Below are 24,936 nucleotides of genomic sequence, written 5' to 3'. Positions count from 1 at the left end.
CACGCCGTAGCGGGCTGCGGGCGGCTTCCCAGTGTTGTACGTTCCTGACCTGAGACTTAGCAAGATACGTGCCCAGGACCTCAATGCAACAGGCTTATAGGAGTGGCGTTCGGCATGTTCTCGGGGCTCGTCTTCTGAGCGCCGCTCCGGCTTACGGCCAGGCCCACCAGAGCCCGCGCGGAGAGCCAGACTTCTGTGAGAGGGCGTCCCCGCCGCGGACGGGCAAACGGCGCGGCATACGCGCGGGCGAGCCTGGTCTCCCACCAGCGTATCAGCGTGCTGCGCATGCTCGCGGGCACTGGCCTGCAGTGGAAACCAAGCCTTTGCGCTCCCGCACCCAGCGTGGTCACTCCGTAAAACGCGACAACCGGGGGGTGTAAGGGGTCCCCCGCCGCGGCGCGGCCGGCGAGGACGCAGATCTCCCGGCGCAGCGTGAGGAGAAGGTCCCACTCCGACCGGAGCCCGGCCGTCGCAGAGCGCGCGATCCGGCGGCTGGCCAGGTGCAACTCGCCGACGAGCGCCCCGCGCGCGACTGCCGTGCCGTCGGGGATCACGAACGAAGGCCCATTGTACGAGTGATAGCTCACGAGTAGCAGCCCCGCGCCCGACGGGTCCACGAGCCGGCAGCGGCTGACGAGTGTGAAGAGGGCGTCAACGAGTTGCACGATTACGGCGGACAGGCGCGTCACGTCAGGCTTCCCCCTCGAACATCTCGTCCAGGGTGACAGGCTGCAGACCAGCCCGTGAACACTGTTCGATTACCCTCGGGAGCGCCGCAAGCATGCGGTCACCTGCCCCGGGCCTGGGGCAGCCGTCATGCATGAGCACGATGGCCCCCTGTCCAAGGCCGGCGCCGACCTGCTCGCAAATATGGCCGGGTGTCGCGTCATACCGCCAGTCTTCGGAGTTCACCGACCACAACACGATACGCTGTCCCAGCCGGCCTGGGCAGGTCAGCGTCGCCAGGTTGAACGTACCCCACGGCGGCCTGAACCAGCGGGGTACCTGCCCGGTAAGGCTTCCGACGACAGCCGCGCAACGCGTCAGGTCACGGCCTACCTCCCAGGGGGCGGTCAGCCACGCGTGTCTGTGGCGCCACGTGTGCACGCCAACGGTGTGGCCGGAGGCGGCGATCCGTCGCACGATCGAGGGATGTGCAGCGGCGGCGCGACCGGTGAGGAAGAACGAGGCTTTGGCTCCGGTTTGGTCGAGCAACTCGAGGAGCGCGGGCGTGTAGTGCGGGCTCGGGCCGTCGTCGAATGTGATCGCCACCTTCGGGACCGCGGGTCCGCAGCGCACTACGCCGGTAGCGCCGCGCCGCCCCCACGCGTCGGCCGCGACTGTGTAGGCGGCGTACGCTACGGTCGTGGCCGCCATCGCAGCTACCAGCGCGGCCTGCGCTTCTACAGTGACTGGTTCCATCGCGCTTCACCAGGGGCGTCCAACGCAGCATACGAGGAGGACGCCGCAGCCGGCCTCGTGGATCGCGCGCCACCGTCCTTCACCAGGCTGAGCAGCAACTCGGCGGTGCGTTCGGCGGCGTGCGGCCTGCCGTAGGCCAGGGCGGCGGCGCGCATCGATTGGCGGCGCGCCGGATTCACCATGAGTCCACGCACGGCATGGACGAGGTCGCTTATCCGCGTGAACGCCTGACCTGCGCCGGTCCTCGAGAGGAACCGGGTGTTCCCCTCTTCCTGCCCGGGTATCGGGCGGAATATCAGCATCGGGAGCCCCATTGCGAGCGCCTCGTACACAGTGACGCCGCCCGCTTTCGATATGAGCACGTGCGAGGACCTCATCAGGTCGGGGACGTTCTCCACGTATCCGTGTACCTCCAGCGCCCCGCGAGATCGTTCGCTCAGGTGCGCGAGACGCCTCCGCAAAATCTGGTTGCGTCCCGCCACGGCGATGACCTTGATGTCGGACCCGAGGTCGAGCAGGGCATCGCATATGGATGGGGCTGCGTCAAGCACGCCCAGGGCGCCACCCATGACGAGCGCGGTGAAGCGGGGCTGTTCCGGAGGAGCGTCATCGCCTGCCTGGGAATCTCCACGCCACCCGGGCAGGCCGGCGAACCCGGGCCTCAATGGGATCCCGAACGGGTGTATGCGGTGCGCGGGGATTCCGCGGGCCGCCAGGGCCGCGACGAGTGACTCGTCGGGGACGACGTATGCCTCGGTGCCCGGGTTGAGCCACTGGCTGTGCACGACAACGTCGGTGACAACCGTCACCCACGGCGGGAGATGCACTCCCTGTAGCCTCAGCGAGGATAGCATCCCCGCGGGGATGGGGAACGTGCACACGATAAGCCCGGGCGAGGTCCTCCGGATGAATCCGAGGAATCGGTCACGCCCGAGCCTGTTGAGTATCATCTGCGCGCCTGAACCGGGGTGGATGGAGCTGGTCGATTCGTAAAACCACCTGTAACCTGCAGGAAACCGCCGGACCATCTGGACGTAACCTACCTGCGTTATGCGATTGGCGCGTGGGAGCGTTATGTCCATGAAATCCCGTATCTCGACCCTGAGCTCCGGTCTCCGGCCGGTCAGCGCAGTCTTCAGGGCCGCGGAGACCTGGTTATGACCGGCGCCGTAGCTGGCCGAGAGAATGAGGACGTCGCAGGTATGCATAGTGATGAAAGAGTCACCTCCGGAGTCGGTTACTACTAATCAGCCTACCAGAGGTATATGAACTGCGCGTCGGGTAGTAGTAAAGGAGTGCTTGACCTTGTGGGCGGTAGGATTTGCCGTAATCGGGGTGAAATGATAGTGCAGGGCCACTAATAACCAAAAGAGGAGGGAGACCATGGACGACAGAGGGGATTTCCTCGTAGGGATGTTGCTTGGCGGCATCATCGGCTTCGCCGCCGGAGTGCTTTTCGCGCCGGCGTCGGGCCAGGAGACCCGTGAGAGCATAGTGAAGAAGGGCAAGGAACTCGCGGGTGACATCAGGGAACGCAAGGATGAGGTGACCGAGGCAGTCCGCGGCAAGACCAGGGAGATATTCACCAGGCTCAGGGAGCGCCTGCCAATGACCAAGGAAGTCTGCGACGCCCTTGACCAGGTAGAGAGGGAATCTCCGGGTGTAGGCTGATGTCCGCGGATTCAATGGTGCTGATGGCTGCGATCTGCATCGCCTTGAACACGCTGACCCTCATCCTGATCCTTGTGATGCTGTCGGGAATGAGGCAGTCGATCCAGCGAATGGAAGCCCGACTCTCGACCCTGGCGGCGCGGGCGGAAGACGAGGTGCTGTCGACCCTCAGGGAATTCCGCGGGGTCGCCTCGGAAGCGCGCGGGATGATCCACACCGGCGCGCAGGTGGTTGAGAAGATGGCGTTCGCGTCGATCCTGGGGAGGCTGTCTGGCCGCAGCAGGTTGTCGAGTATGGTCTCGAGTATCGTGATGGGGTTGAACCTGGCGCAGTCGATACTCAAGCCGTTCTCGGGGCGATCGAAACAGGGCGCAACACGGGGTGAAGGCCAGGCAGTCGCGAAGTAGGGAGAGTCCGGGGTCGAGTCCCTCTGGCTCTCCCTTTTCCCGCGGGAACAGCGTTCGCTGGAGAGGCTGGTTCGGAAACGGCAAAGCTCGGAGGAGTAACCGTGGACGGAGTTGCCGGGGCTCTACTGGTCGCGGTTACCGGATACGCAATCGGATCGGTCCCTTCGGCGCTCATCGTCTCCGCCGTAGTTGGACGATCCGACCCCCGCTCGGTGGGCAGCGGTAACCCGGGGGCCATGAACGTCCTGCGCAATGTGGGCGTTGTCGCGGGTGTGCTGACCGCCGCGGCCGACGTCCTTAAGGGATACCTGGCTGTGAGGCTGGGAGCGTGGTTTTGGACCACGCTCGTGGAGACGCCGGTGGCAGCGGCGCCCTCCGGACAATACCTGGCGGGAGTCATGGCCGTCGCGGGGCACAACTGGCCGCTGTTCGGCCGGTGGCGAGGTGGGAAGGGTATTGCCACCAGCGCCGGGGCGTATTTATCCATGTCGCTGCCGGCGCTCACCGTGCTGGCCGCGCTGGTTGGGGGCGCGTCCCTGGCAGCGTGGGACGTATACTCGGGCACTGTCGGCGGATACTGGTTACTGGCTGCAATGATGGCGTTCCCGGCGGTGCGTGCAGTGCTGGGTCTTGCGGTATCCAGCGGTCCGGTCGCGGGATGGACCCCCACCGTGTACGCAGCGGCCGTGGCGGCGCTGGTCACGGCGAAGTTCGCTCCGGATTGCAAACCGTGGTGGCGCACAAGGCAAACGCGCGGTTAAATTCAGGAGGGAATAGATTTGGCCAGAGTACAGCTCAGGACGTGGGAAGACGTCGAGGACTTCGTCTACGGCGTGAGCATCCTCGGCACCGGCGGCGGCGGGCGGCCCGAACTCGGGTTGTCGATATTGAGGAAGTCCCTGGACGACGGCCTCACCCTGGGATGGGATGACGTGGACTCTCTTCCCGAGGACAGCCACACGGCGTGCATCTGGTACATGGGGTCGATCGCGCCGGTCGGTAAGTCGCGGGCGGGCGAGTTCCTCAAGTTCAGGGACAAGGTGTTTCCGACCCCGCTCGTGCAGGCGGCCAGAATGCTCGAGGAGCTCACCGGGACGAAAATCGACGGGGTGGTGGCGCTCGAAATGGGTGGGTCGAACAGCACCGCCGTCGTTGACGCCGCGGCAAGGCTCGGCGTGACCTGCGTTGACGGTGATTACGCCGGAAGGGCTGTACCAGAGATCGTGCAGATAAAACCGGCGATTGACGGCGCGCGCCTTGTTCCCATCGCCGTGTGCGACCAGTGGGGGAACAAGGTATACATAGTGGACAGCCCCACGGTCGAAGGCGCCGAGGCGCTGGGCAAGATGGTCAGCACCGTCACCAAGGCGCCTGAGAGCACTACGCTGTGCGGCCACGCCGGGGTGCTGCTCACGAAGGCCGACTCCAGGAAGAGCCTTGCACCTGGCACGTTTACGCGCGCAGGGCGGTTGGGGAAGTCTATCCGTGAGGCGCGGAACGCCGGCAAGGACCCGGTGGAAGCGGCCGCTTCATTCCTGGGCGGCTGGGCGGTTTTCGCCGGGGTCGTCAAGTCGATGACCTGGGAGAGCCGGGATGGCTACATGTACGGGGAAACCCACATCGAGGGGACCGGTCGTTACATCGGCAAGCGCTGCAGGGTGTGGTACAAGAACGAGAACCACGGCCTCTGGGTCGACGACAGGCTGCTCGCCACGAGCCCTGACATCATTACGATCCTGTACGAAGACGGCCTGCCGACCAACAATTCAACCTTGAAGGAAGGCCAGCGCGTGGGCGTCGTGGCCTCGCCGAACCAGGCGTTCAGGACGGAGGCGGCGCTTGCAGTGCTCGGACCCGCGCACTTCGGCCTGGGAGAGAAGTACATCCCTGTGGAGAATCTCATCGGTGTATGAGGCGAGAGGCGCCGGAGGGCGGCACTGCGGATGTGAGCCGGCGGGCGCGCCGGCGTGGCTGCGGCCGTGGGTCAGGTATGGAACTCGATGACGTCGCCCTCTTCCAGGACGTAGTCGCGCTGGACCATCTGGCCCTCGAACGTGCGCTTGCCCCACACGCGGGCATACTTCAGGTTCCTGGCGATGTCTTTGTGGACGGCGGCCGCCGCTCCCACGACCGTGGTGCCCCTCTTCAGCACGAACGGGGCGGAGAAGTCGGCCGTCTTTCCGGGGGCCTTCGTATACACGCGGATCACGTCGAGGAGATCGAAGAGGTGCTTTCTCAGCGTCTCAAGGCCCGTACCCATGAGCGCGGAGACAGGTTGTACCGGTATCGGGCACGTTGAGCCGGTCGCCTCCATGAGCAGCTCCAGCCGGTCGGCCGCTCCGGGCGCATCGAGCTTGTTGGCCACGAGTATGGCGCGCTTGCGGGCAATCGTGGGACCGGTCAACCCGGAGCCGCCCGCCGCGAGTGTAGCGCCGCCCTGGCCACCCTGGCCGGGGTCGACGCAGAGTGTGATGCGGGATCTCTCGAGCAAGACCAGCGTGGTTTCGAGATGGTCGAGGACGTCGTCGTCCCCGACGTCGAGCACGAGGAGGACGGCGTCGGCCGAACGGATGACCTGCCCGAGCCACGGTGGAGAACCCTCGGGCGCGAGAGGCGGAAGGTCGATTAGCTGGACCTGTACGTTCTCGTACTGCACCATGCCGGCCAGCGGCGCCCTGGTCGTGAATGGGTACGGAGCCACGTCCGGCTGGGCGTTGCTGAGCGACGCGAGGATCTGTGACTTGCCGCTGTTGGGCGGCCCCGTGAGGACAACCTGGCCCGCGCCCTGCCTGTCGAGTATGTAGAACGGGCGCTTCCTGGAGCCCGACCGGCGCTGGCTTTCGTCTCGAATCCTGGCGATGCGCCGTTTGATGTCGGCTTGCATCTTCTCGGTCCCCTTGTGCTTGGGGATCGTGGCCAGCATCTCCTCGAGCGCCTCGAGCTTCTCCTCGGGCGTTGTGGCTGCGCGGAAACGTTCTTCCGCCGCCATGTAGTCCGGGGTCAGGTTGGCCGGCACCGGCATCACCTCTCATATATAGAATAGTACACTAAGGAGAACCCTCCGCACAAACCGCGCGGCAAGCAACCTGTGTGCGTGCGTGCGCGGGTGGCGAGCGTGGTGGCGAGAAAAACGTGGTGGCGAGAAATGTGAATACCGAACAGATAGCGGCATGCCTTAAACAGGCGCCTCTCTTCTCCGGGCTCGACGATCCGGATCTGAGCCGGCTGGCGTCAGTCACCAGGCCCACTTCGTATCCGGCGGGCGAAACCATCTTCTCGGAAGGCGACGAGGCGAAGGGTTTCTACGTCGTGGCGTCCGGGAAAGTGAAGGTGTTCAAGATGTCGGGCGACGGAAAGGAGCACATCCTCCGCGTTTTCGGTAGGGCGGAGCCGGTGGGCGAGGTGGCGGTGTTCACCGGCGGGAGGTTCCCCGCCAACGCTGAAACGCTGGTGGAATCCACCGCGTTGTTCGTTCCGAGGAAGGAGTTCCTCCGGCTTATCCAGGACCGGCCCGAGATCGCCCTGAACATGGTGGCCACGCTGTCCGAGCGGCTCAGGTGGTTCGCCGACGTGATCGAGGACCTCTCGCTCCGCGAGGTGTCGGCGAGGCTGGCGAGGTACTTCCTGTCGCTCGCCGGACCGGCCCGACCGGCCGAGTTCGTGCTGGACATGCCCAAGTCCGACCTTGCCAGCAGCCTCGGCACGGTCGCCGAGACGCTGTCGAGGACCCTGGCGCGGATGAGGCAAGACGGGATCATCGCTGTGAACAGGGACCGCGTGCGAGTGCTCGACAGGGGAAATCTCGAGAGACTGGCCGCGGGCTTCAAGGTTGAGGTATCAAAACTGCTTGATAAGGATTACCCCCAGCGCGACAAGTAGCCCGCCCGCTATCTTGCCCGGGCTCAGGTGTTCGTGCAACACCATCCAACCAACGAGCGCCGCGACCAGCGGATACGCTGCGGTCACGGGCACCACGCTCGAGGCCTTCCCGAATTTCAGGGCGTAGAAGTACGCGTAATGACCCAGCAGCGAGGCCATGGCCCCCTCAGCCAGCAGGAACGCCCACGCCCTTGGCTCCACCGCGCGGATTTTGGGCAGTGTGCCCCCCAGGAGGTTGATTGCCGCCAGCGCGACCGCGACCCCGAACGTCCGGATGCTCAGCGCAGTCAGCGGCTCGACCCGCGCCAGTCCCAGTTTCGCCAGGATAGGGGCCGTACCCCAGAAGAACGCCGTGGCGAGGGCGAATGTGAACCAGGTCATAGGAAATCTCCCCTTCCCGCTTCCACCATAGAGCATCTTCCCGCAGGTTTCAAGACAGTCCACGACTTGACATACGTCAAAGACACCGGTATCGCCAGGCGGTATTCTGTAACTGGAGAGACGGACCATAACAAGTACAACGGGCTGGGAGGGAGAGCCATGAAGCGCAAGATAGTCAGGATCGACGAGGAGAAGTGCGACGGTTGTGGGCTGTGCGAGCCCTCCTGTGCGGAGGGCGCCCTACGGATAATCGACGGCAAGGCGAGGCTCGTGGGTGACAGGTACTGTGACGGTCTCGGGGCATGCCTGGGCGAATGCCCTCGCGGGGCGATCACGATCGAGGAGCGGGAGGCCGAGGAGTTCGATGGGAAGGCCGTTGACGAACTTCACACCGCCACCCGCGGGCCGGGCACCCAGGTAACCGGCGGTCGTTCGCCGGGGGGTCAGGCATCCTGCCCCGGCAGTGCAGCGCAGGCCGGCGCAGAACTACCTTGCGGCTGTCCCGGCACCAGCGTTCGCGTAATCGAGCGCACCACCGGCGACGCGAACCGCTCCACCGGTGGGGGCTCAGGGGCGCCGGAGGTATCCGAACTCCGGCAGTGGCCGGTGCAGCTGGCGCTGGTCCCGCCCGGGGCGCCGTACCTGAAGGGGGCCGACATCCTCGTGGCCGCCGACTGCGTGCCGTTTGCGTTCCCCGGCTTCCACCGCAGGTTCCTGAAGGGACGCGCCGTGCTGGTAGGCTGCCCGAAACTGGATGACGCGGAAGCGTACGTGGCCAAACTGGCTGAGATAATAGCCAGGGCCGTACCGCGTGCGCTCACAGTGGTGCACATGGAGGTGCCGTGCTGCTTCGGCCTCTCGCGCATTGTTACCGGGGCCGTCCGGAGGTCAGGCGTGGCCGTACCGGTCCTCGACGTGACCGTGGGCGCGGAAGGCGCGATCGAGAGGGAAGAGATCGTGAACCCCATGGCAGGTTGAGGTGGGCCGCCCAGGGCAGGGCCACAGGAAAGCTGACAACCTGCTGGCGGCGGCGTAATCGGCGCCGCCGTTCTTGTTATTGCAATGTTAGAAAACCTGACACATGCCCTTTACTAGTAGGCTGTCCCTAAGTGATAATATGGACATACCTGGGTGGAGGTGTGAGTGAATGCCTAAACACGGGGTTGTCCCCACGATGGATGTCCAGATCAACCCTAGCCTGTATGGAGAGCTGCTATACGTCATGCCGGAAGAGGCCAAGAACGCCGCCGGCCTCAAGAAGGTCCTGGCAGACCACCCCGAGATACTGTTCGTATCGATGGTAGGCGTGGACCTCAGGGGGAACGACACCGACGAGAGGATCCCCGTCTCCACGTTCCTCGGTGACGTTGATCAGATCCTCGCCGGTGGTGTCCAGACAGACGGTTCGAGCGTCGTGCTTCCAGGGATCGCCACTCTGAACGACGCGAAGGTAGATCTTATCGCGGACCCTGGCTGCAATTGGATAGTCGACTACAACTGGGAGCACATTCACCTGGCTACCGGCAGGCCCGTGGGGACGCTCCGCATTCCGTCGTTTCTGATTCACGCGGGCGAGGCGGTTGACTCGCGCTCTGTCCTCGCGCGCGCCCTGAAGAGACTGAACGATGAAATCATAGCGATCCTGAAGGAACGCAAGGACGGCGCCATGGCGTTCGGATTCAAGGGCACAGACATCGTCCACATCGTCGCCACGGCGGGCACCGAGCTGGAGTTCTGGGTGAAGACCCCGGGCGAGAAGGCCGACATTGAAGAGCTCTACACCTCGCAAGTGCTCCAGGAGTCTTACTGGAAGAGGACCAAGGGCGCCGTGAGGACCGCCCTCGAGGAGTCCATCATGATGCTCGAGAGGTACGGGCTGAAGCCTGAAATGGGCCACAAGGAAGTAGGCGGGATCCAGTCCGAGGTGGACCCGAGCGGCCAGTTCGCGCACGTCATGGAGCAGATGGAAATCGACTGGTCGTATGCCCCCGCGCTCCAGGCTGCCGACAACGTGATCCTCGCGAGGAACGTGATCAAGGAGACGTTCAGGCACCACGGACTGGACGTGACCTTCAAGGCCAAGCCCATGGAGGGCGTGGCCGGCAACGGGATGCACACCCACGCTGGAATCTCGGCCAGGATGAAAGATGGCAGCATTAAGAACCTGTTCTGGCCCGTAGACCCGCTCGCCGACTTCCTCAATCCGATCGGCCTCGGCGCTGTCATGGGCCTCCTCAAGAACTATGAGGTCGTCGGCTCAATGATCGCCTCGACTAACGACGCATACAACAGGCTGAAGCCCGGGTTTGAGGCGCCGGTCTGCATATGCACGTCCATCGGCCACTCCGTCGGGGTGCCGTCGCGGAACCGCTCGGTCCTCGCCGGCCTTGTGCGTGACTTGAATAACCCGCTCGCCACCAGGTTTGAGGTCAGGTCGCCCAATCCCAGGTCTAACGAGTACCTGGCGCTCGCCGCCATCTACCAGGCGATGCTGGACGGCATCGGGTATGCGGTGCGTAGCAAGAGGACTGCTGAGGACCTCCTCAAGGAGCTCTCCAAGAGGCCCGGCGATCCGGCCGAGTACCTCGACGCGGCCAGGCAGTACCGCAGCGAGGAAGACGTGTTCGAACACTTCACGCAGGAGCAGCGCGACGAACTGTTTGGCAAGCCGCCGGCCAACGTGTGGGAAGGCCTCGAAAACCTTGACAAATACCCGGAGAAGACGGCCGTGCTCATGGCCGGGGGCGTGTTCAACGAGAAGACCATACATTCGTTCAAGATCGCGATGACCAACCAGTGGCTGCTGGAGATAAAGGACAGGATCATCCCCGACAACGCGGGCGTCGTGAGGGCCTGCAAGAAGGCGCACGATTCGGCCGACGGGGCCAACGGACTGGACGAGGACAGGTGGGGGAAGATACAGGAACTGCGGCAGTACCTCGCCAAGGACTCCGAAGACAGGAAGTGCCTCTTCACGCGCCTGAGGGAAGCAGCCGAGAACCGGGATTACCCGAAAGTCTCGAAACTGCAGCTCGAGATGGCGGCCAGGATGAAGGATCTCAGGTCGTCGTACGTCACGTACGTGAAGAACCTCCTGTAAAAGGGGGTCTTCTCAGCCGGCGCCGCCTGCCTCGCTGTCCGCGTGTGAGCAGGCGGCGTCATGTTGCGCTGGAGGCGGTACGCGGCTCAAGCGAGGCAACATATAGCCAGCCTACCTTGCAAACCGAGCTTTGTGTGGTATAATGATTACTGCTCAGGCGGCAGGTCGGCGACGTGCAGTCGTCGGCGCCGTCCGTTCGCCGGGCGCGTGCGCCCGTAGCTCAACCGGTTAGAGCAGGCGGCTCATAACCGCAAGGTTTGGAGGTTCAAGTCCTCCCGGGCGCACCATATTATGTTACAGCAGCGCGTCAACAGCGTTGGAACAACATCAGTGGCCCCATGGTCAAGAGGTCAAGACACCGCTCTTTCAAGGCGGTAACACGGGTTCGATTCCCGTTGGGGCCACCATAATATTTGTAGCAGGCATTTTGCAGTAACCTCTCTGCCGGAAAGCCCCTGGAAATCCTCCCGAAAAGCGATAGAGCGGTGTCCTTGGAATGGGGTTTTGAGTACGCCGTCCTATCGAAAACCGCAAAAGCGGTAACACAAAACCCTCCCCGTTGCCCCAACTGGAAATCGTTCGTCCGCCCCCTTCGCCAGGGCCGCGAGGGGGGTTCTGTTTATGGGCCGTTTGGTGAGGGTCTCGCCGAAACGCTCACTGGCATGGGAAGAGGTGGCGGAGGGCTTTCTCCTGTTCAAGCGTTCGCAGGGGCTGGCGGAGAGGACCCTTGAGGACCTACGCTACCACACTGGGCTATTCCTGAAGGCCGCGGGGATTGCCGGGACCGAGGACTACGAGTGCTTCCGCAGGGCCGTGCTCGAATACCTCGCCAAAAGCTCTTCCCTGGCCCCATCGACTTACAACAAAAGGCTCCAGGTGCTGAAGACATTCTTCTCGTGGTGCGTCTCGGAAGGCTATCTTCCCGCCGACCCGATTCACGGGGTCAAGCGTAGGAGGGAGGGCGAAACGCCGAGGGCCGCCGGCGAGGACGCACTGAGACGGCTCCTTTCCGTTCCCGACAGGGCAACGTTCACCGGCCTGCGTGACTACGCCCTTCTCCTGCTCGCCCTGGACACTGGAATCCGCCCAAAGGAGGCTTGCAGCCTCAAAATCCACCACTTCAACCTCCGCGGATTGGAGGCGACCGTTCCCAGGGAGGCGGCGAAGACCAGGGTGTCCAGGACCCTGCCGATCTCCCTTGTGACTGCTGAGGCGGTGAAGAAGCTCATTGCGGCGAGACACCCGTCCTGGGACGAAAGGATACCGGTGTTCTGCACCGAGGATGGGCGGTTCATGACTCACAACGCCTGGGACAGGAGGCTCCAGCTTTACAGCAAGGCCGCCGGAGTGAAGGTCCGCCCCTACGACCTCCGGCACTCGTTCGCCTTGATGTTCTTGCGAAATGGGGGCAATGCCTTCTCACTGCAAAAGACCCTCGGGCACGCAAGCATGACCATGACGAAACGCTACGTCGCACTTACCCAGCAGGACCTCCGCGAGCAGCACGCCATCGCTTCCCCGCTCAACACGCTGCTTCCCAGGAGAAACCGCGTCAGGAAGGTGAGGAGCGATGTGTGAAGCGGCGAACGCAGAACGCAGGTCGCAAGACCCCGAGGCCCTGCGGCTCATCGTGCAGGCGATAGGTCTCTTGAACGGGCTCCGGCCCGAGGACTATCCGGTCAAGAACGTTGCGGCAAAGCACCTTGATGACGCTCACTACCACCTGCGGGAGGCGTTGGTATCGGTGGGGTGCCTGTCGAAAATGCGGTGAGAACGGCGGCCGGCATGGACCGGACCGCCAGATTGGGGCACAGTCCCCGGAGGCATGCATCATGAAACCTGCGGAGATGACTGCGGTAATCGGTCGGAAGAGGTATTCCACGGAGACGGCGACCCTCATTGCTTCAAACGCCTACTGGGACGGGCACAACTGGGAGAGGCACGGCAGGAACACGTTCCTCTACCGCACCCCGAGTGGGAACTACTTCGCCCAGTATCGCACTTGCTGGGAAGGGGAGAGGGACCGCCTGGAACCCCTCTCCCTGGACGACGCAGTGCTCCTTTACGAGCAGCTGCCCGAAAAGGAAGTCCCGTTCGAGGAGGCGTTCCCTGCTATCAAGGTTGAAGACGCCTGAATCAAAGACTGTGGCGGTCACGGAGGCGGGCAGCGTCGGCGAGCAGGCGATCCGCCTCCTCTCTTGCCTCGTTATGGGTTTGCGGGAACGAGTTGGGCGAAAAAGAGAATTTTACGAAAGCAAACCCTGCCCACGGTCTCAGGGGAACTTTCTGTCAAGAACGCACGTCCCCCCCCTGCTCAGCCTATCAATCGCATATAGTGAGAATCGGGCGTAGACAAGAAGTCACTTCAATTCGCGGCAGCTCACGCGAGACCTACCTACGGTCTCAAGGAGCAACGCTGCCGCGATTTTACGTCCCCGGGGCATAGTGGTTTGCCCCTTGTCCAGGTGCTCAACATCGCACGTCTTGCCCGCTTCACCCTGTGGCAACATTACCACAGGGTTCGCCCCCGCAGGGGGGCGTGGATTGAAACCAATTGCGGCGGCTGAGTTCGAGCACGATATCCGGTCGCCCCCCGTGCGGGGGCGTGGATTGAAACCCAGGGGCCAGCGTGCCAAAGACTTGACCGCCTCCCGTACTAAGCCGATCTTCTCAGCATAAAGAAGGGAAATCATTTCCGTTCTTTTTTGGCCCTTTATGGCTTCAGGAAACATTTCCTTAACCCTATACTGATGGAAGCCCTCCAGGGGCCGGGGGATACCTACACCCTTACCCGCCCTCGAAACGTCCGTCCTGGGACATTCTACAGGATAGTAATTTCGGCAAGTCTGCCGTTTTTACTAATGTCCGCAATTACATTTGAGGCTGTCTTCTGTGAAATATGCCGGTATCTTTGTGCGGCCGCCGCTATCCGGTTTCGAGGCGAACCGTTCAGGCGGGTTTCCTGTTCTTCCCTGTTCTCAGGACTAGTGTTTTCGGTCTGTTCTCAATATCGGACGTACGCCCGCCATCCACGCGGACATCCGCTGGACGCCGTTGTTTTCGCCTTGTTAGCAACGAGAATCGCTTTTCGTCCGTTTTATCGGTCCCGTTTGTCTCCGTTTTACGGACACCTGCGACGTGATCGACTGCAGCCTGCTCACCTTTACTTGTGGCCCAGTGGAATTCTTTGACTGCAGTAGCCTTTCGGAAGAGGTGAGAAAACCACCATGCTTCTGCTAGCGACCGTGGACTGGCTTCCCGTCGATGCACAAGCTCAAGTACCGAGACAATGAAACCTCGGTTAACAACACGAATTTGTCAAATACAACCGCGATTACAGGTTAGACGGCTGGAGAACAACACCGTTGCTGTTGAAACGAATGGTTGTGCAGAGAGAGTACATGGTAAAGTCACTGAGAGTGCCTTTGAGACGACTGACCAGCTGGGTTGCAATAATGACTCTTAGATTCTTGCTCCTAAGGAACGTTCGCAGCCATAGCGGTCTCAGCCCAACGTCGAACTCCAAGCCGAAGACCATTCCGAACGGATACGAAAGGTTTTCGCATTCGTAAGCGTCTAGTAACCGTTGGGTAGAATCCCGGAAGTCTATCAGCCGCCCGCATCCGTGTAAGTCGCAGTAGTCGTACAGTAGGTCAGAGACGTTATCACGAGCCTCAGCATCCGCAAAGTCGAAATCCACCCATTCACTGTAAAAACGCACTGGGTCTGTACTGTATTTCGATTTGAGGAGGTTTTGCATGCGAAGCACAGATCGGCGGTGCTCTGCAGTTCCTGCGATAGAAGCACGGACGCGATTCTTGGAAGTCTCATCCGATAAAGCTTCGGTGAGAAGAGCTCCGTACCGACTGGTTGAGAGGAACACAGGTTGGCCGGCAACCAAGAAATAGGACACCGAACATCCCTCCCGGTTATCGCAGGCATGGCATTCTCGCTATCGACAACTCAAGGTCGGTCCACTGCGTTTAGGTATCTGGTAAAGAAGCCCCCTGGCTTACTCTCTTCAAAGAAGACCACGAAATCTGGAGCATACTTTAGCAGGCTTACTGCAGTCTCTAATCCCGGCTTAGACACATACATCAGGCGAGCCAGTTCTTTCTTGATCACGGCTCCGGCAAACTGATGAGTGCTGGCAGCACGTTCAACAGTGGCCTTGCCGACTTTGTATTCTTCGGCAATGGCTTCGGAGGTATTCCCCGAAGCATCATTTTGATGGTTCGGCTCTCTGTTCTGCCTCAAATTGTCCTCTTTGTCCCGCTTTCTCTCCTCGTACAGCTTCCCGATCATGTACGCGAACTTCTCCGAGGAACTTACTTGACCACGACTAGTTTGGGCCGCTCTTCCATGATAGCGAGCACCCCCTTCTGCTTCTTCGTGGGGTACCACCCGAATTTCAGTATACCCCCCCTGGGTATCCTGAGCCTGAGCCAGGCAGTGGGTATCCTGTAGGAGTAGGTTCCCGCATCGTCCTTCGCTTCCCACACAACCCCCACGGCAGTGAGGGTTTCGACGAGTTTGCCGCTCGTGGTCTGGAGGTAAACATGCCCCTCGTAATCGTCCCACTGAATGAACGTGCTCCCTGCTCTACCCACCAAAGGACACCCCTTTCTGGCTCACATGTTGTCGTGAGCACGCACATGCTACCGCATTTTGACCGCATTCTAGCAGGCAGAACCTTCTAGGAAGCCCCAGGAGACGGCTTGTGACGCTTGTCCATATCTCAGGTACTCTTCGCCCAAGAAAACGTCTCCTGGGGCATTGTAGGGCTTTGTGGAGCCATTGTCCCGGATGACTGATGCCTCGTCCGTGACTTGGACCGTCTTCTCTGCAGCCGAAGGTAATTCGTTCTCCTTTTGGGACCGTCTGAAGACTGCGTTGGCTATCTCCGGACCCAGGCGTTCCTCCACGAGGGTCTTCTTGAACTGCCTCAAGGAAGGTTTGCCCAACGCCTCCCAACGCCTTTGGACCTCTTCGGAAAAGAACGGAAATGATTTCCGAGCGGAAGGGTCACCCAGCACGAACCTGTCCCCGCGTTCGCCTCCGCTGCCAGGGGCCTTCTCCAAAACGCCGAGAACGGACAGGAGATTCATCGCCCTGTTAGCAACGTCGTCCGGCACATCAGCAATTCGAGCCAGGAACCGCTTAGACAGCTTCACCTCGTTGAATCCGTTCATTGCCGAAACCATCGCTTCATCGCAAAACGCCTGCCACACTCTTGTCAATTCATTACCCTTGCCGCGGTTCTTCTCCTCTGGCAGGGCTGGTGGCGGTAAGAGGACGAAAGACGAAATTATTTCGCCTTTCGCCATGGACACATCTGCCCCTCTCGTTTTACAACCAACTGGTGAAGATAATACTGATGATTGGAGTAAGATCTGAGATAGGCGATCAAGTGAGGAGCGGACTTGTTTTGTTTGCTCGTTGTGTATGCCGAGGCGTAGGGCGAGCCTAGCGAGCCACCTTGCAGAATCGACAGGTCTCAGTTTGGCTATCCTTCCCGTTGCAATAGCGTGATACATTTCCCCAAGGGTTAGAAACTCAGGCGTGCCGTGCTTTGAAGCGTGCCAATCATGGTAAACGACTGTGCCGTTGTCTCCCACGTAAAACTCTGCCGAAGGTTTGCGTTCCTCGTGGCCTGGGAGGATGCACCGGAAGGGCTTGCCCATCTTCGTCACCCGCCTTCCTGCAAGTTCAGCAAGCCCGAAGGCCAGCTCAGGCAGCATGGCGAGGCTCCTCCCTTTTGCGGTCGCTGTTCTTGTGTTGTTCTCAGCGATTGGATCATTATACCCCATATGGGTATATGAGACCCCTTCGGGGAACCCCCTATCCTGCCGTGAGCATGACTGCCTTCGCTCGAACAGGTCGGCGGGGGTTCTGTAAAGCCCATCCGCCAGGGCCTGAAGGGTGGCGTCAGTGTCCGGTGTGCCGGCCACGTTCTCGATAGGGACGAATACCTCCGGCTTCTTCGTCTCAGGATGGGGGCTCCCGGGCCACTTGAGGCAGCGACTGTTCTTCCCCGTGGGAAACACCTCGCAGGAGACAGCAGACCTTTCGAGGACCCACCTTCCGAACGCTAGGGCGGTCTTTACAGGGATGGGAGCGGAGGGGAACAGCCAGACATGCCACCCCTTCTTCCCGGAATGACTCACGAGGGGGACCGTCCCTTGAGGTAACGCCTTCAGGACGGCCTGAACGTCTCCCTCATCGCCGCTATCTATGTCGAAGGCCACGAAGTGAGCCATGCCGTCAATCCCGACCGGGGAAACAGCCAGCGTTTGACCTTTCCTGACCACTGCGGTATACTTCGGGTAGTGGACGGTTTTCCAGTGGCCTTCGTGGATGGCGACCCTGGCGGGGGACCACCAAGTACTGCGGCCCGGGACGGTTGCCCGGGCCGGTTCGAGTACGCTGACCGCAAGACTCATACAGCCTCACCGCCGAAGAGCGGCAGTTGGGCCGATTCTCGCATGACGTTCCGCCAGTACTTGTAGGCGAGGTAAATCCGGCGGGGGTGCTTGGGGCCGACTTGCAGGCGTTCGGCCTTCAAGTGGTTCAGCAGGACGGCTAGCGGGATTTCGTAGGTATCCTGTCCCATGATTTCGTGGCGGAGGATCGTGTTTGGCGGTAGCGGTGGGTCGTAAGCCAGGTCAACCCCTGCGGCTCCCCGTATCCGCAGAACGTCCTGGGGCTTGATACGCTGAACGAAGACTGGCGGGTTCCCTGGGCAGAGGGTCCCGCAAACACGCCAGAGACCGTTGACGGGAGCTTTGATCGGAATACCCTTTGACATAGGCTATGCCTCCAATGAATTGGGCCGGGTTCGCACCCCGGCCCGGTTGTTTTTTGGGGAACAAAAATGCGGGTTGTCTTAGCACCCGCGTGGGACTAGTGGGACTCAGTTGAGGACGTGTCAAGCGAAGTCAGATTGCATCTCTCAGGTTGCGAATCACCCCCCAGATCACGGCGTCGATAACGCCTTCCGCTCGCCTCGCTTCTGCTTCTTTGAGGAGGACGGCTCGGGCTTCACGTAAAAGACGCCGCTCGCTCTTTCCTCGCCTGGCGTTCGCCCGCCGTCGAGCCTTCGCTTCAGGGGTCAATCGAAATGATCGCCTCCTTCGGGTAACGCTGCATTGGGATTGTCCCTCCCTTCGGCCGTCGCCACGTCGAGAGGGTTATTCCATTGCCGTTGGGCTAAGCCACCAACCTGGGCCAGCCCGTCTTGGGGTCGCAGATTTCCTCCTCGGAGACCCCTAGAGCCTCCGCCAGGGGACGACGCCATTTTGGAGGGACGTACTGCCTTCCCCGCTCAATGCGGTACATGGTAACCTCTGGGATTCCGACAGCCTTGGCGAATTCACGAGCAGTTACGCCCGTCTTGAACCGAAGCAATGCGACCTGCGTAACCATGCTTCACACCCCTTCTGATTGACCTGAGCAGGATTCTGTGTCTATAATATAGGAAGGGGGGACTTAGGGGGGACACAGATGCACAGACTGGAGACGATAGCCGCCGAGACTGCTTATGCGAGCATTCCCTGGGTCAAGGTTGCCCTGACGCAGGACGAAAGGGGCGAACGGTGGATACGGTGCATCGAAGACAACCTGCGTGGCATGTTCAATCCGACCGAAACCGACCCTCGCTTCTGGAGAACAGTGCGACAGCTATACTTCGCCTTTGAGAAAAACGATTGGAGACAGATTGAGGACTTCTATGGGAAATACGGTCATCTTCTGCCGCACGGACCATGCCTCGGGTGGGGACGGAACGAGACAATGCCCGGGGTCAATCCGTGCAAGCCGGTCTCCGAGTCATGGGGAGTATGCATGAAATGGCTTGACTGGTTTCGCGGGTTAACTCTGATGGTCGAATGGGTCAAGAACGGCAAAGTGGGGCCGCTCTGGGACCTCTTCCGCCAGGGCAGGAACAACGCGGGGGATCGGCCCTTCGAAAAGGCAATGGTCATCAAGGAAGAACTCAGTGCGGTCTATCTTGTCGGGGATGGCTCTTGGCCGTACGTTCGCTACCTGCCGTGGCCGCCCATATTCCGCAAGAAGACCGGACGCGGGGGCACAGCGGCGTATGAAACCATCTGGATGGGACCTCAGAATGACGATCAGCTTCTCAGAGACACCTGGGAGGCGATTGTGGATTGTGTGTCGAGAGTACTGCCGGTGTTTGTTCTCATTCCGATGCTTAGCCGCGAGGATGACCCAAGATTCCCGCTGTACACTTGGGTGTTCGGAGCCAGTGGTGCTATCCTCGCGGCGTTCCTACAATGGTTCTTTCAGGAATTGGGATACCTCAACGTAACCAGGTGTTCAGCAGCCGATTGCGGCAACTTAGTACTGCCACCTCGGGAGAAGTTTTGCTCCGAAAGGTGCCGTCAGAGAGAGAAAAAGCGAAGACAAAGACAGGGCCGTCGTACGCCGGTAGGCGTTATCCGTACGAAGGCCGCTCCTTCAAAAACCTCCCAACCTGAGCAGGATTCTGACCAGTGACGGCGAAGGAGCAGTAAATAAGGCTCAAAATGAAAAGCGGTTACCCTGGCGAGGGAATGGGGCCAGAAACGCAGTTTTAACAGGGGAATGGTCAAGAGGTCAAGACACCGCTCTTTCAAGGCGGTAACACGGGTTCGATTCCCGTTGGGGCCACCATAAGATGACCACAACGGCCTGCCCATTGGGCGGGCGTTGCTGCTTAGTGGAGCCTCGTGGTTAGCGGCTAATGAGGTTCGGTACTCGCCCCATCCCTTCATGTACCGGGCGCTTACCCTTGCGAACCCCCCTGCGGCGTATATCCCGCCTGCGTAAGCACCCGCTTCAGATCGTCCAGGCTTGCGCGTTCCGGGTCGTAGTCGACAATCACCGTTTTGGCGGGCAGATCCACGTCGGCCTTTATAACTCCCCTGGATTCCCCGAGGACTTTGGAGATGGCGGTCCGGCAGTGTGAACACGACATGCCGGGCACGTGGAACGTCACTCGCTTTGAACCGGCTTCTGGCATTGGATCCCCTCCATAAAGCGAACGGATTCACCCATATTCTGTCCCACGGGAGGCCGTTGAACAACCGGCCGAAGTTTTACATAACTTGAAAAAGGACACCGCTGAGCTGCGGTCCGACCGGTGGTGCGGTCGACGAAAGGCGGTCAGGATACTGGTGATCATCATCGAGGGCTGCTACTTCGCGGACAACGCAATTCTCGTGCGCCAGCTGGCGGAGGCGCATCCTGCTCTCCAGATCTCTCCGGCCTTCCGTTATCCCGAGGATCGCGCGAGGATACCCGACTACTGCGCCACGCTTCTGGCACCCTCATCGTGTACTGCACGCGTACGCACCCAGACGCCGCGCCTGGCTCCGACGTGCGGGGACTTGCGTCAAGTGACCCCGTCAGGTTGGGACTGCTACTCGCACGGTACGACCGAGTCTTCGAGTGGCTGAACGCTTCCCGCCTCTTCCGCTACGACCATTCGAACCCTCGGAGGGCAACCTCGACTACATACAGAAGATCGAGGACTAAGCCCCACCGGTCTGCTATGATGGATTCGTGGAGGTAATTGCATGAGTAGGCAGCCGAGCTGCCAGGATAGGCGGGAGAACCCCGGGAAGCGCGACCCCGAATGGATCACCGGATGGGTGGAGTCAGGGGCGGGGCTTGTGCCCCGTGTCTCAACAAGGCTGTCGCTCGAGGACACGCTCGGCATGGTGGGCGTTCGCCTCGGGATCGGTAGGTTCACCTACCGCGTTCCGCCTGGGCTTTACGCAGTCGGCTCGCCCGGGCGGTCGTCCCCCGTGGTGATCACTGCTAACTACAAGATGACGTTCGACCTGCTCCGTCGGCAGATTGACGGTAGGGACACCTGGGTCGTGGTACTGGATACATACGGCATAAACGTCTGGTGCGCTGCGGGGAAGGGAACATTCGGGACCGCAGAGGTGGTCCGGCGCCTGGCAGCAGTACGGCTGCCGGAGGTCGTAGACCACAGGACTATCATCCTGCCTCAACTCGGGGCTCCTGGCGTCGCGGCTCACGAAGTCCGGCGACGATCGGGCTTTGAAGTGGTGTACGGCCCGGTGCGTGCAGCCGACCTGGGAAGATTCCTCGAACGGGACATGAAGGCTGACCCCGGGATGCGGCGCGTACGGTTCGGCTTCCTCGACCGACTCGTGCTTGTCCCGGTTGAGCTGTTGGGGTCGTGGACGGTACTCGCCGCTGGCGTGCTCCTGGCCTTCATCATGAGGCGGTTCGGCGGCGGGCATGTCCCCGCCGGTGCTTTCAGGCCGGGCATAAGGGACCTCATGCTGGCCGCTGCGAGCGCGGTCGTGGCCGGTTCGGTTGCGGTACCTATCGCGCTGCCGTGGATACCTGGACGGGCGTTCTCGCTGAAAGGCTGGATTGCGGGCCTGCTGGTGTCGGCTGGACTCTGCGCGACCTGGGTGACCCGGCACGGCGCGACCGGCGCAGGGACCGTAGCGGCGACTCTGCTGATATGGCCCGCGGCCTCCGCATACATTGCCCTGAATTTCACGGGGGCCACGCCGGTCACCTCGTTCTCGGGGGTGAAGCGGGAGATGAGGATAGCCCTCCCCACGCTGGCGTGTTCGGTTGTGGCCGGCCTGGCATTTTGGTTCCTGCTCTAGGAGAGGTTGGTGCGTGTCATGACGTTGCAGTACTTGAAGGACGTCGCGACTCTCGAGCTGGACCGCGACCTGTGCACGGGCTGCGGGATGTGTGTATCGGTGTGCCCCCATCGAGTGCTCGAGATGGAGGGCACCACAGCAAGAGTTATCTGCAAGGATGACTGTATGGAGTGCGGCGCGTGCTCGCGGAACTGCCCGGCCGGCGCTATCACGGTGAAGTCGGGAGTCGGCTGCGCTGTGGCCATCATCCGTGGCCTGCTAACCGGCGGAGAGCCGGATTGCGGCGGACCCGGGTGTGGCTGCTCCGGTTCAAAGGGGTGCTGCTAGCGGCGCCGGCGCTACTACGCACAACTCGTTTACGAAAGCGGATAAACGCCCGATGGCAGGGCGTTTATCTCTTCTGCTCCGGTACTCCAGGTCAAGTCCTGGCTAATCTGCAGATCGGCTGCCGGCTCTATCAGCCTCCGGGTTTGCCAGCCTCTCCGGCTCCAGGGCCGAGTTCACTACCACCAGGCCTGCCTTCGAGCCGCGCGACCCTCCTATCGAGGTCCGCAACCCTGCGCGCCAGCCGGTCGATCTCCGCTTCCATGAGCGCAACAGCCCTCTCCAGCCTCACAACGCGTTGCTGCAGGTTTCCCGGGAACGGCGCCGGGAACGTCGGCGGGAAACCCGGGTATGCCGGAGGTACCCCTGGATAGCCCGGATATCCGGGATACTGGGGAAACCCAGGTTGCTGCGCTACTCCCGGAATGTAGTCCCAGCCCGTGTAGTCACCATAGCCGTACACAATACTCACCTCCCACGGCCAGACTATTCCGTCAACCCCGTTTTGGGGTAAGTCCACGGAATCCGTTGGGCAGGAGGCTGCACGGTGACAGAATTGCAGAACGATCGGGCATGACGGTACCACAGAACGTGAGTACACGAGCCGGGGGTCGAGCCGCTATTTAGCCCCGTAACTGATTTGGACAATATGCACCGAGGTTGGTAGAGTAAGACCAGGGGGCGGTGGTGGCAGATGGGCGGAGGGCTCGGCGTACTTACGGTTGTAGCCGGTGACCTTGATAACCTCGTCAAGGATCCTGGAGCGCTGGGAGCGGGTCTTGGCGTCGACGTATCTCGCCCTCATGGATGAGAGATACTCGGGGCGGGCCATCGGGGACATCCTCTTACAGCATCTGTCATTCAACATCGATCCCTTCGGTTACATTTTAATCTGAGTGATCCCTGCTCGGTTACATTTTACATGAGTGAATGCGCATTGTTGAAGTTCGTTCGCGCGCATGGTATACTCTTTCTGCGTCTGAACGAGGCATTAGCGGGCGGTTAGCTCAGTGGTTAGAGCGCGTGACTCACATTCACGAGGTCACAGGTTCAAGTCCTGTACCGCCCACCAGTGTAAGGCCCAAATCCGAAAAGCGGAAAACTCAGTTTGACAGGAAAATGACAGGAAAACGAAAAGAGGCAGGCATTTAGCCTGCCTGGTTTGCGGGACGCCGGTAGCCTTGGGAGTGGTTCACCGGCGTTTCTTGTTTGCGATAGCCAGGATGGAGTCCATTACATCGCCGATTCCGCTCTTGAACCACGGGGCTTCTATAGAGAAGTCCTGGCTCAGTTCGGTATCACACCCGCGTTTCACCAGAGGGATGCCCGCTGCCAGTTCGACCACGCCTTCCTCGATGCCTACGAGAACCAGGGCAAACAGCCCGTCCTCGTCATAGACGAGGCCCACCTGTTCTCGGCCTCGATGCTTGCCGGACTTCCGGAATCCACTCGAAACCGTGCACGTGGTTCTTATGCAGGTCAAGTCCAAAGTAGCGCGGCATTGACGGCAACATCCTGCAACAGTAATTCTTTCGATCGAGCGCGGTGGTGTCCTCAGCTAGGCAATTGCATACACCTGTTCGGGCTTCCCGGTCACCGTGGCCGGACCCATGTGGGCGGTACGCGGGAGGGGGCCGACCAAACACCAACTGCGAGCTTTTGCCCATGTAAAATACCGGCGCACCCTCCGCCCGCGCTCAGCGCCAGCCTCCGCCCACTACTGGCGGAGAATTCCCTTGCACAAAGATGGGTCACTTCCATCTCATTTGTCATTGGCAGTTCGTATTCTCGCGCGTACCTGCCTGTCTCTCAGTCGCGCTTGTCTCCAAATCCATCATGCCAACACGACTACTTGAGACTCTACTGATCCGACTCTGAAAGAAAAAGCGAGTACGCCCACCTCGAGGTGGTGAAGAAGTACTGAGGAACCGGGTCTGCCGCAGGAGCTTATCCCAAATACTGGTTGCAATCCTTGCCTGATCCACCGCCGTCATCATTTGAACACGTACTCGATTATCCTCTGTCCAGTAGCCTCTTCAACTGCGTAAAACAGCGATTTGTCCTTCACTCCTGCGCCTAGGATCAGATGGCCTTTCGGAACCACCACTACCGCCACTTCACTGTCGGGTACGATATCCGTACTGGATAGGGGTACTCCCGACTCAGTACTGATTGTTGCTATTAGATCCGGAAAAGTGGCTAGTCGCTCAGCACCCATGTCCAGCGTTATGTACTCGTTCCAGAAGACTACCTGGGCGCCGTTATCAAAGGTAATCTGACCAACATCAAACCCGCCCACGGTCTCCAGATCTTTTTTGCTGACTCTGGCGGTGAACATTACCTTCCCGTCCGCGGTCGCCGCGGCGGCCTGTGCCATTTCCAACGGCCCCCGGGTCTTCGCGTCCAGCATCGCTCGCCCTACCTTAATACACTTCTCAAGAGATCCTGGCGCACCGTGAGACCTGACATATGAAGCCTCAACCGGGTTCCTCGCCACCGCGACAAGACCACCCGCCTGGACCGCTGCCTGCCGTACAAGTGCAGCTGTCTTCTCAGGGGAGCCGGTCGTGAAGATTTCGACGTAGGTGCCCTCGGATCTGCTCCCGCCACATGCTGCCTGTAAGGAGGTATATTCCGGCCAACGAAGCCCCATAGATCCCATTATACCTGTAGGATGAGCCCTCCCGTCGCACGGGGCGTCGACCACCGGTAAACCAAAGGCCGCTGACTGAATCCACCCGTTAACCGAAGCAAGCCCCCCACACTCATTGCTGATGAATCCGTGTACTTCGATACCGGAGTATTTGATAAACAGTTCTACCGCTCTGACGTAATGATACGCCTTTGCATGCTGTCCTTGTGCAGCTGGAGCTCCTACCGCGGAGACTGTCAGGAGGATAGCGTCTCCAGGCATCTCATCGATGCTTATCATCGTTGGGTTCCCATACTGAAGGGCCAGCTGTCCCAATTCAACCCCCTGAGTTATTGGGCCCCCGCCCCCTCCCCCGTAAAACGCACCGCCGAGCGTGATTGCATCCAGGACGTCTTTGTCTAAGCGTACAGGACTCATCGATTACCCTCCCTGCGTTCAGAA

28 protein-coding genes, 4 tRNA genes and 1 pseudogene are annotated in these 24,936 nt (G+C 60.9%); 19 read left to right on the top strand and 14 right to left on the bottom strand.

Annotation, left to right across the window (positions count from 1 at the left end; translation table 11 throughout):
- Positions 1-80: 80 nt before the first annotated feature.
- From HPY55_07325 to HPY55_07315, 3 genes are read right to left on the bottom strand one after another with little or no spacing between them, the layout of a single operon-like run.
- The gene (locus HPY55_07325; protein ID NPV70436.1) at positions 81-689 is read right to left on the bottom strand and encodes a hypothetical protein; all 609 of its coding nucleotides are present in this window, start codon (positions 687-689) and stop codon (positions 81-83) included.
- A gap of 1 nt (position 690) precedes the next feature.
- The gene (locus HPY55_07320) at positions 691-1,422 is read right to left on the bottom strand and encodes a polysaccharide deacetylase family protein (GenBank protein NPV70435.1); all 732 of its coding nucleotides are present in this window, start codon (positions 1,420-1,422) and stop codon (positions 691-693) included.
- Positions 1,404-2,630 (bottom strand): glycosyltransferase, encoded by a 1,227-nt coding sequence (locus tag HPY55_07315; GenBank protein NPV70434.1) that lies wholly within the window; start codon positions 2,628-2,630, stop codon positions 1,404-1,406. Before HPY55_07315 ends, HPY55_07320 begins: the two co-directional genes overlap by 19 nt.
- 175 nt (positions 2,631-2,805) lie before the next feature.
- On the opposite strand from HPY55_07315, the gene HPY55_07310 reads away from it, so the two are divergent.
- From HPY55_07310 to HPY55_07295, 4 genes are all read left to right on the top strand, one after another.
- Positions 2,806-3,093 (top strand): hypothetical protein, encoded by a 288-nt coding sequence (locus HPY55_07310; GenBank protein ID NPV70433.1) that lies wholly within the window; start codon positions 2,806-2,808, stop codon positions 3,091-3,093.
- Complete coding sequence (locus HPY55_07305) at positions 3,093-3,500, top strand: hypothetical protein (GenBank protein ID NPV70432.1); 408 nt, start codon at positions 3,093-3,095, stop codon at positions 3,498-3,500. The genes HPY55_07310 and HPY55_07305 overlap by 1 nt, the downstream gene beginning before the upstream one ends.
- Positions 3,501-3,601: 101 nt before the next feature.
- Positions 3,602-4,261: a glycerol-3-phosphate acyltransferase gene (locus HPY55_07300; GenBank protein ID NPV70431.1), complete on the top strand. Its 660-nt coding sequence runs from the start codon at positions 3,602-3,604 to the stop codon at positions 4,259-4,261.
- A gap of 18 nt (positions 4,262-4,279) precedes the next feature.
- Complete coding sequence (locus HPY55_07295; protein ID NPV70430.1) at positions 4,280-5,413, top strand: DUF917 domain-containing protein; 1,134 nt, start codon at positions 4,280-4,282, stop codon at positions 5,411-5,413.
- A 71-nt stretch (positions 5,414-5,484) separates the two neighbouring features.
- On the opposite strand, the gene HPY55_07290 is transcribed toward HPY55_07295, so the two are convergent.
- Positions 5,485-6,516, bottom strand: a complete 1,032-nt coding sequence (locus HPY55_07290; GenBank protein ID NPV70429.1) for a TGS domain-containing protein — start codon at positions 6,514-6,516, stop codon at positions 5,485-5,487.
- Positions 6,517-6,647: 131 nt separating this feature from the next.
- On the opposite strand from HPY55_07290, the gene HPY55_07285 reads away from it, so the two are divergent.
- Complete coding sequence (locus HPY55_07285; GenBank protein ID NPV70428.1) at positions 6,648-7,379, top strand: Crp/Fnr family transcriptional regulator; 732 nt, start codon at positions 6,648-6,650, stop codon at positions 7,377-7,379.
- On the opposite strand, the gene HPY55_07280 is transcribed toward HPY55_07285, so the two are convergent.
- Positions 7,338-7,760, bottom strand: a complete 423-nt coding sequence (locus HPY55_07280; GenBank protein ID NPV70427.1) for an EamA family transporter — start codon at positions 7,758-7,760, stop codon at positions 7,338-7,340. The genes HPY55_07285 and HPY55_07280 overlap by 42 nt on opposite strands.
- A 159-nt stretch (positions 7,761-7,919) precedes the next feature.
- Here HPY55_07280 and HPY55_07275 point away from each other — a divergent pair, with 159 nt between their 5' ends.
- From HPY55_07275 to HPY55_07245, 7 genes are all read left to right on the top strand, one after another.
- Positions 7,920-8,738, top strand: coding sequence for a 4Fe-4S binding protein (locus tag HPY55_07275; GenBank protein ID NPV70426.1), 819 nt, complete (start codon positions 7,920-7,922; stop codon positions 8,736-8,738).
- Between the two features lie 220 nt (positions 8,739-8,958).
- Entirely contained in the window at positions 8,959-10,860 is a 1,902-nt protein-coding gene (locus HPY55_07270) for a glutamine synthetase (protein ID NPV70425.1), read from the top strand.
- A gap of 209 nt (positions 10,861-11,069) precedes the next feature.
- Positions 11,070-11,147: transfer RNA gene (locus tag HPY55_07265), tRNA-Ile, on the top strand.
- A 45-nt stretch (positions 11,148-11,192) separates the two neighbouring features.
- Positions 11,193-11,267: transfer RNA gene (locus tag HPY55_07260), tRNA-Glu, on the top strand.
- A 214-nt stretch (positions 11,268-11,481) separates the two neighbouring features.
- Positions 11,482-12,438, top strand: coding sequence for a tyrosine-type recombinase/integrase (locus tag HPY55_07255; protein ID NPV70424.1), 957 nt, complete (start codon positions 11,482-11,484; stop codon positions 12,436-12,438).
- The gene (locus HPY55_07250; protein ID NPV70423.1) at positions 12,431-12,631 is read left to right on the top strand and encodes a hypothetical protein; all 201 of its coding nucleotides are present in this window, start codon (positions 12,431-12,433) and stop codon (positions 12,629-12,631) included. Before HPY55_07255 ends, HPY55_07250 begins: the two co-directional genes overlap by 8 nt.
- A 61-nt stretch (positions 12,632-12,692) precedes the next feature.
- Complete coding sequence (locus HPY55_07245; protein NPV70422.1) at positions 12,693-12,995, top strand: hypothetical protein; 303 nt, start codon at positions 12,693-12,695, stop codon at positions 12,993-12,995.
- Positions 12,996-14,823: 1,828 nt separating this feature from the next.
- Here the strand turns inward: HPY55_07245 and HPY55_07240 are convergent.
- The 5 genes from HPY55_07240 to HPY55_07220 form a co-directional block, all read right to left on the bottom strand.
- Entirely contained in the window at positions 14,824-15,165 is a 342-nt protein-coding gene (locus tag HPY55_07240; GenBank protein NPV70421.1) for a hypothetical protein, read from the bottom strand.
- 23 nt (positions 15,166-15,188) lie between these two features.
- The gene (locus tag HPY55_07235) at positions 15,189-15,470 is read right to left on the bottom strand and encodes a hypothetical protein (protein ID NPV70420.1); all 282 of its coding nucleotides are present in this window, start codon (positions 15,468-15,470) and stop codon (positions 15,189-15,191) included.
- A 69-nt stretch (positions 15,471-15,539) separates the two neighbouring features.
- Positions 15,540-17,303, bottom strand: a complete 1,764-nt coding sequence (locus HPY55_07230; GenBank protein NPV70419.1) for a hypothetical protein — start codon at positions 17,301-17,303, stop codon at positions 15,540-15,542.
- Positions 17,300-17,668, bottom strand: coding sequence for a hypothetical protein (locus HPY55_07225; protein ID NPV70418.1), 369 nt, complete (start codon positions 17,666-17,668; stop codon positions 17,300-17,302). The genes HPY55_07230 and HPY55_07225 overlap by 4 nt, the downstream gene beginning before the upstream one ends.
- Positions 17,669-18,069: 401 nt before the next feature.
- Complete coding sequence (locus HPY55_07220) at positions 18,070-18,285, bottom strand: helix-turn-helix domain-containing protein (GenBank protein NPV70417.1); 216 nt, start codon at positions 18,283-18,285, stop codon at positions 18,070-18,072.
- A 78-nt stretch (positions 18,286-18,363) separates the two neighbouring features.
- On the opposite strand from HPY55_07220, the gene HPY55_07215 reads away from it, so the two are divergent.
- Both HPY55_07215 and HPY55_07210 read left to right on the top strand, forming a co-directional pair.
- Positions 18,364-19,377 (top strand): hypothetical protein, encoded by a 1,014-nt coding sequence (locus tag HPY55_07215; GenBank protein NPV70416.1) that lies wholly within the window; start codon positions 18,364-18,366, stop codon positions 19,375-19,377.
- An 87-nt stretch (positions 19,378-19,464) separates the two neighbouring features.
- Positions 19,465-19,533: transfer RNA gene (locus tag HPY55_07210), tRNA-Glu, on the top strand.
- A 112-nt stretch (positions 19,534-19,645) separates the two neighbouring features.
- On the opposite strand, the gene HPY55_07205 is transcribed toward HPY55_07210, so the two are convergent.
- Complete coding sequence (locus tag HPY55_07205; GenBank protein NPV70415.1) at positions 19,646-19,882, bottom strand: heavy-metal-associated domain-containing protein; 237 nt, start codon at positions 19,880-19,882, stop codon at positions 19,646-19,648.
- An 85-nt stretch (positions 19,883-19,967) separates the two neighbouring features.
- Here HPY55_07205 and HPY55_07200 point away from each other — a divergent pair, with 85 nt between their 5' ends.
- From HPY55_07200 to HPY55_07190, 3 genes are all read left to right on the top strand, one after another.
- On the top strand, positions 19,968-20,318 hold the full coding sequence (locus HPY55_07200) for a hypothetical protein (protein ID NPV70414.1): 351 nt from the start codon (positions 19,968-19,970) through the stop codon (positions 20,316-20,318).
- 120 nt (positions 20,319-20,438) lie between these two features.
- The gene (locus HPY55_07195; GenBank protein NPV70413.1) at positions 20,439-21,518 is read left to right on the top strand and encodes an acetyl-CoA synthase subunit gamma; all 1,080 of its coding nucleotides are present in this window, start codon (positions 20,439-20,441) and stop codon (positions 21,516-21,518) included.
- Between the two features lie 18 nt (positions 21,519-21,536).
- Entirely contained in the window at positions 21,537-21,845 is a 309-nt protein-coding gene (locus HPY55_07190) for a 4Fe-4S binding protein (protein ID NPV70412.1), read from the top strand.
- Between the two features lie 226 nt (positions 21,846-22,071).
- Here HPY55_07190 and HPY55_07185 read toward each other — a convergent pair.
- Positions 22,072-22,269: pseudogene (locus HPY55_07185) on the bottom strand (hypothetical protein).
- Between the two features lie 304 nt (positions 22,270-22,573).
- Here HPY55_07185 and HPY55_07180 point away from each other — a divergent pair.
- Both HPY55_07180 and HPY55_07175 read left to right on the top strand, forming a co-directional pair.
- A complete protein-coding gene (locus HPY55_07180) occupies positions 22,574-22,738 on the top strand; it encodes a hypothetical protein (GenBank protein ID NPV70411.1) in 165 nt (54 codons plus the stop codon).
- 100 nt (positions 22,739-22,838) lie between these two features.
- A tRNA-Val gene (locus HPY55_07175) sits at positions 22,839-22,914 on the top strand.
- A 120-nt stretch (positions 22,915-23,034) separates the two neighbouring features.
- Here the strand turns inward: HPY55_07175 and HPY55_07170 are convergent.
- Positions 23,035-23,250, bottom strand: a complete 216-nt coding sequence (locus tag HPY55_07170) for a hypothetical protein (GenBank protein NPV70410.1) — start codon at positions 23,248-23,250, stop codon at positions 23,035-23,037.
- Positions 23,251-23,835: 585 nt separating this feature from the next.
- Entirely contained in the window at positions 23,836-24,912 is a 1,077-nt protein-coding gene (locus HPY55_07165; GenBank protein ID NPV70409.1) for a DUF917 family protein, read from the bottom strand.
- Positions 24,913-24,936 lie beyond the last annotated feature (24 nt).

It is taken from the genome of Bacillota bacterium, assembly GCA_013178305.1.
Lineage (GTDB): Bacteria > Bacillota > Sulfobacillia > JABLXB01 > JABLXB01 > JABLXB01.
Note: the sequence above shows the minus strand (reverse complement) of the source record. Positions and strands in the feature narration are given on the sequence as shown.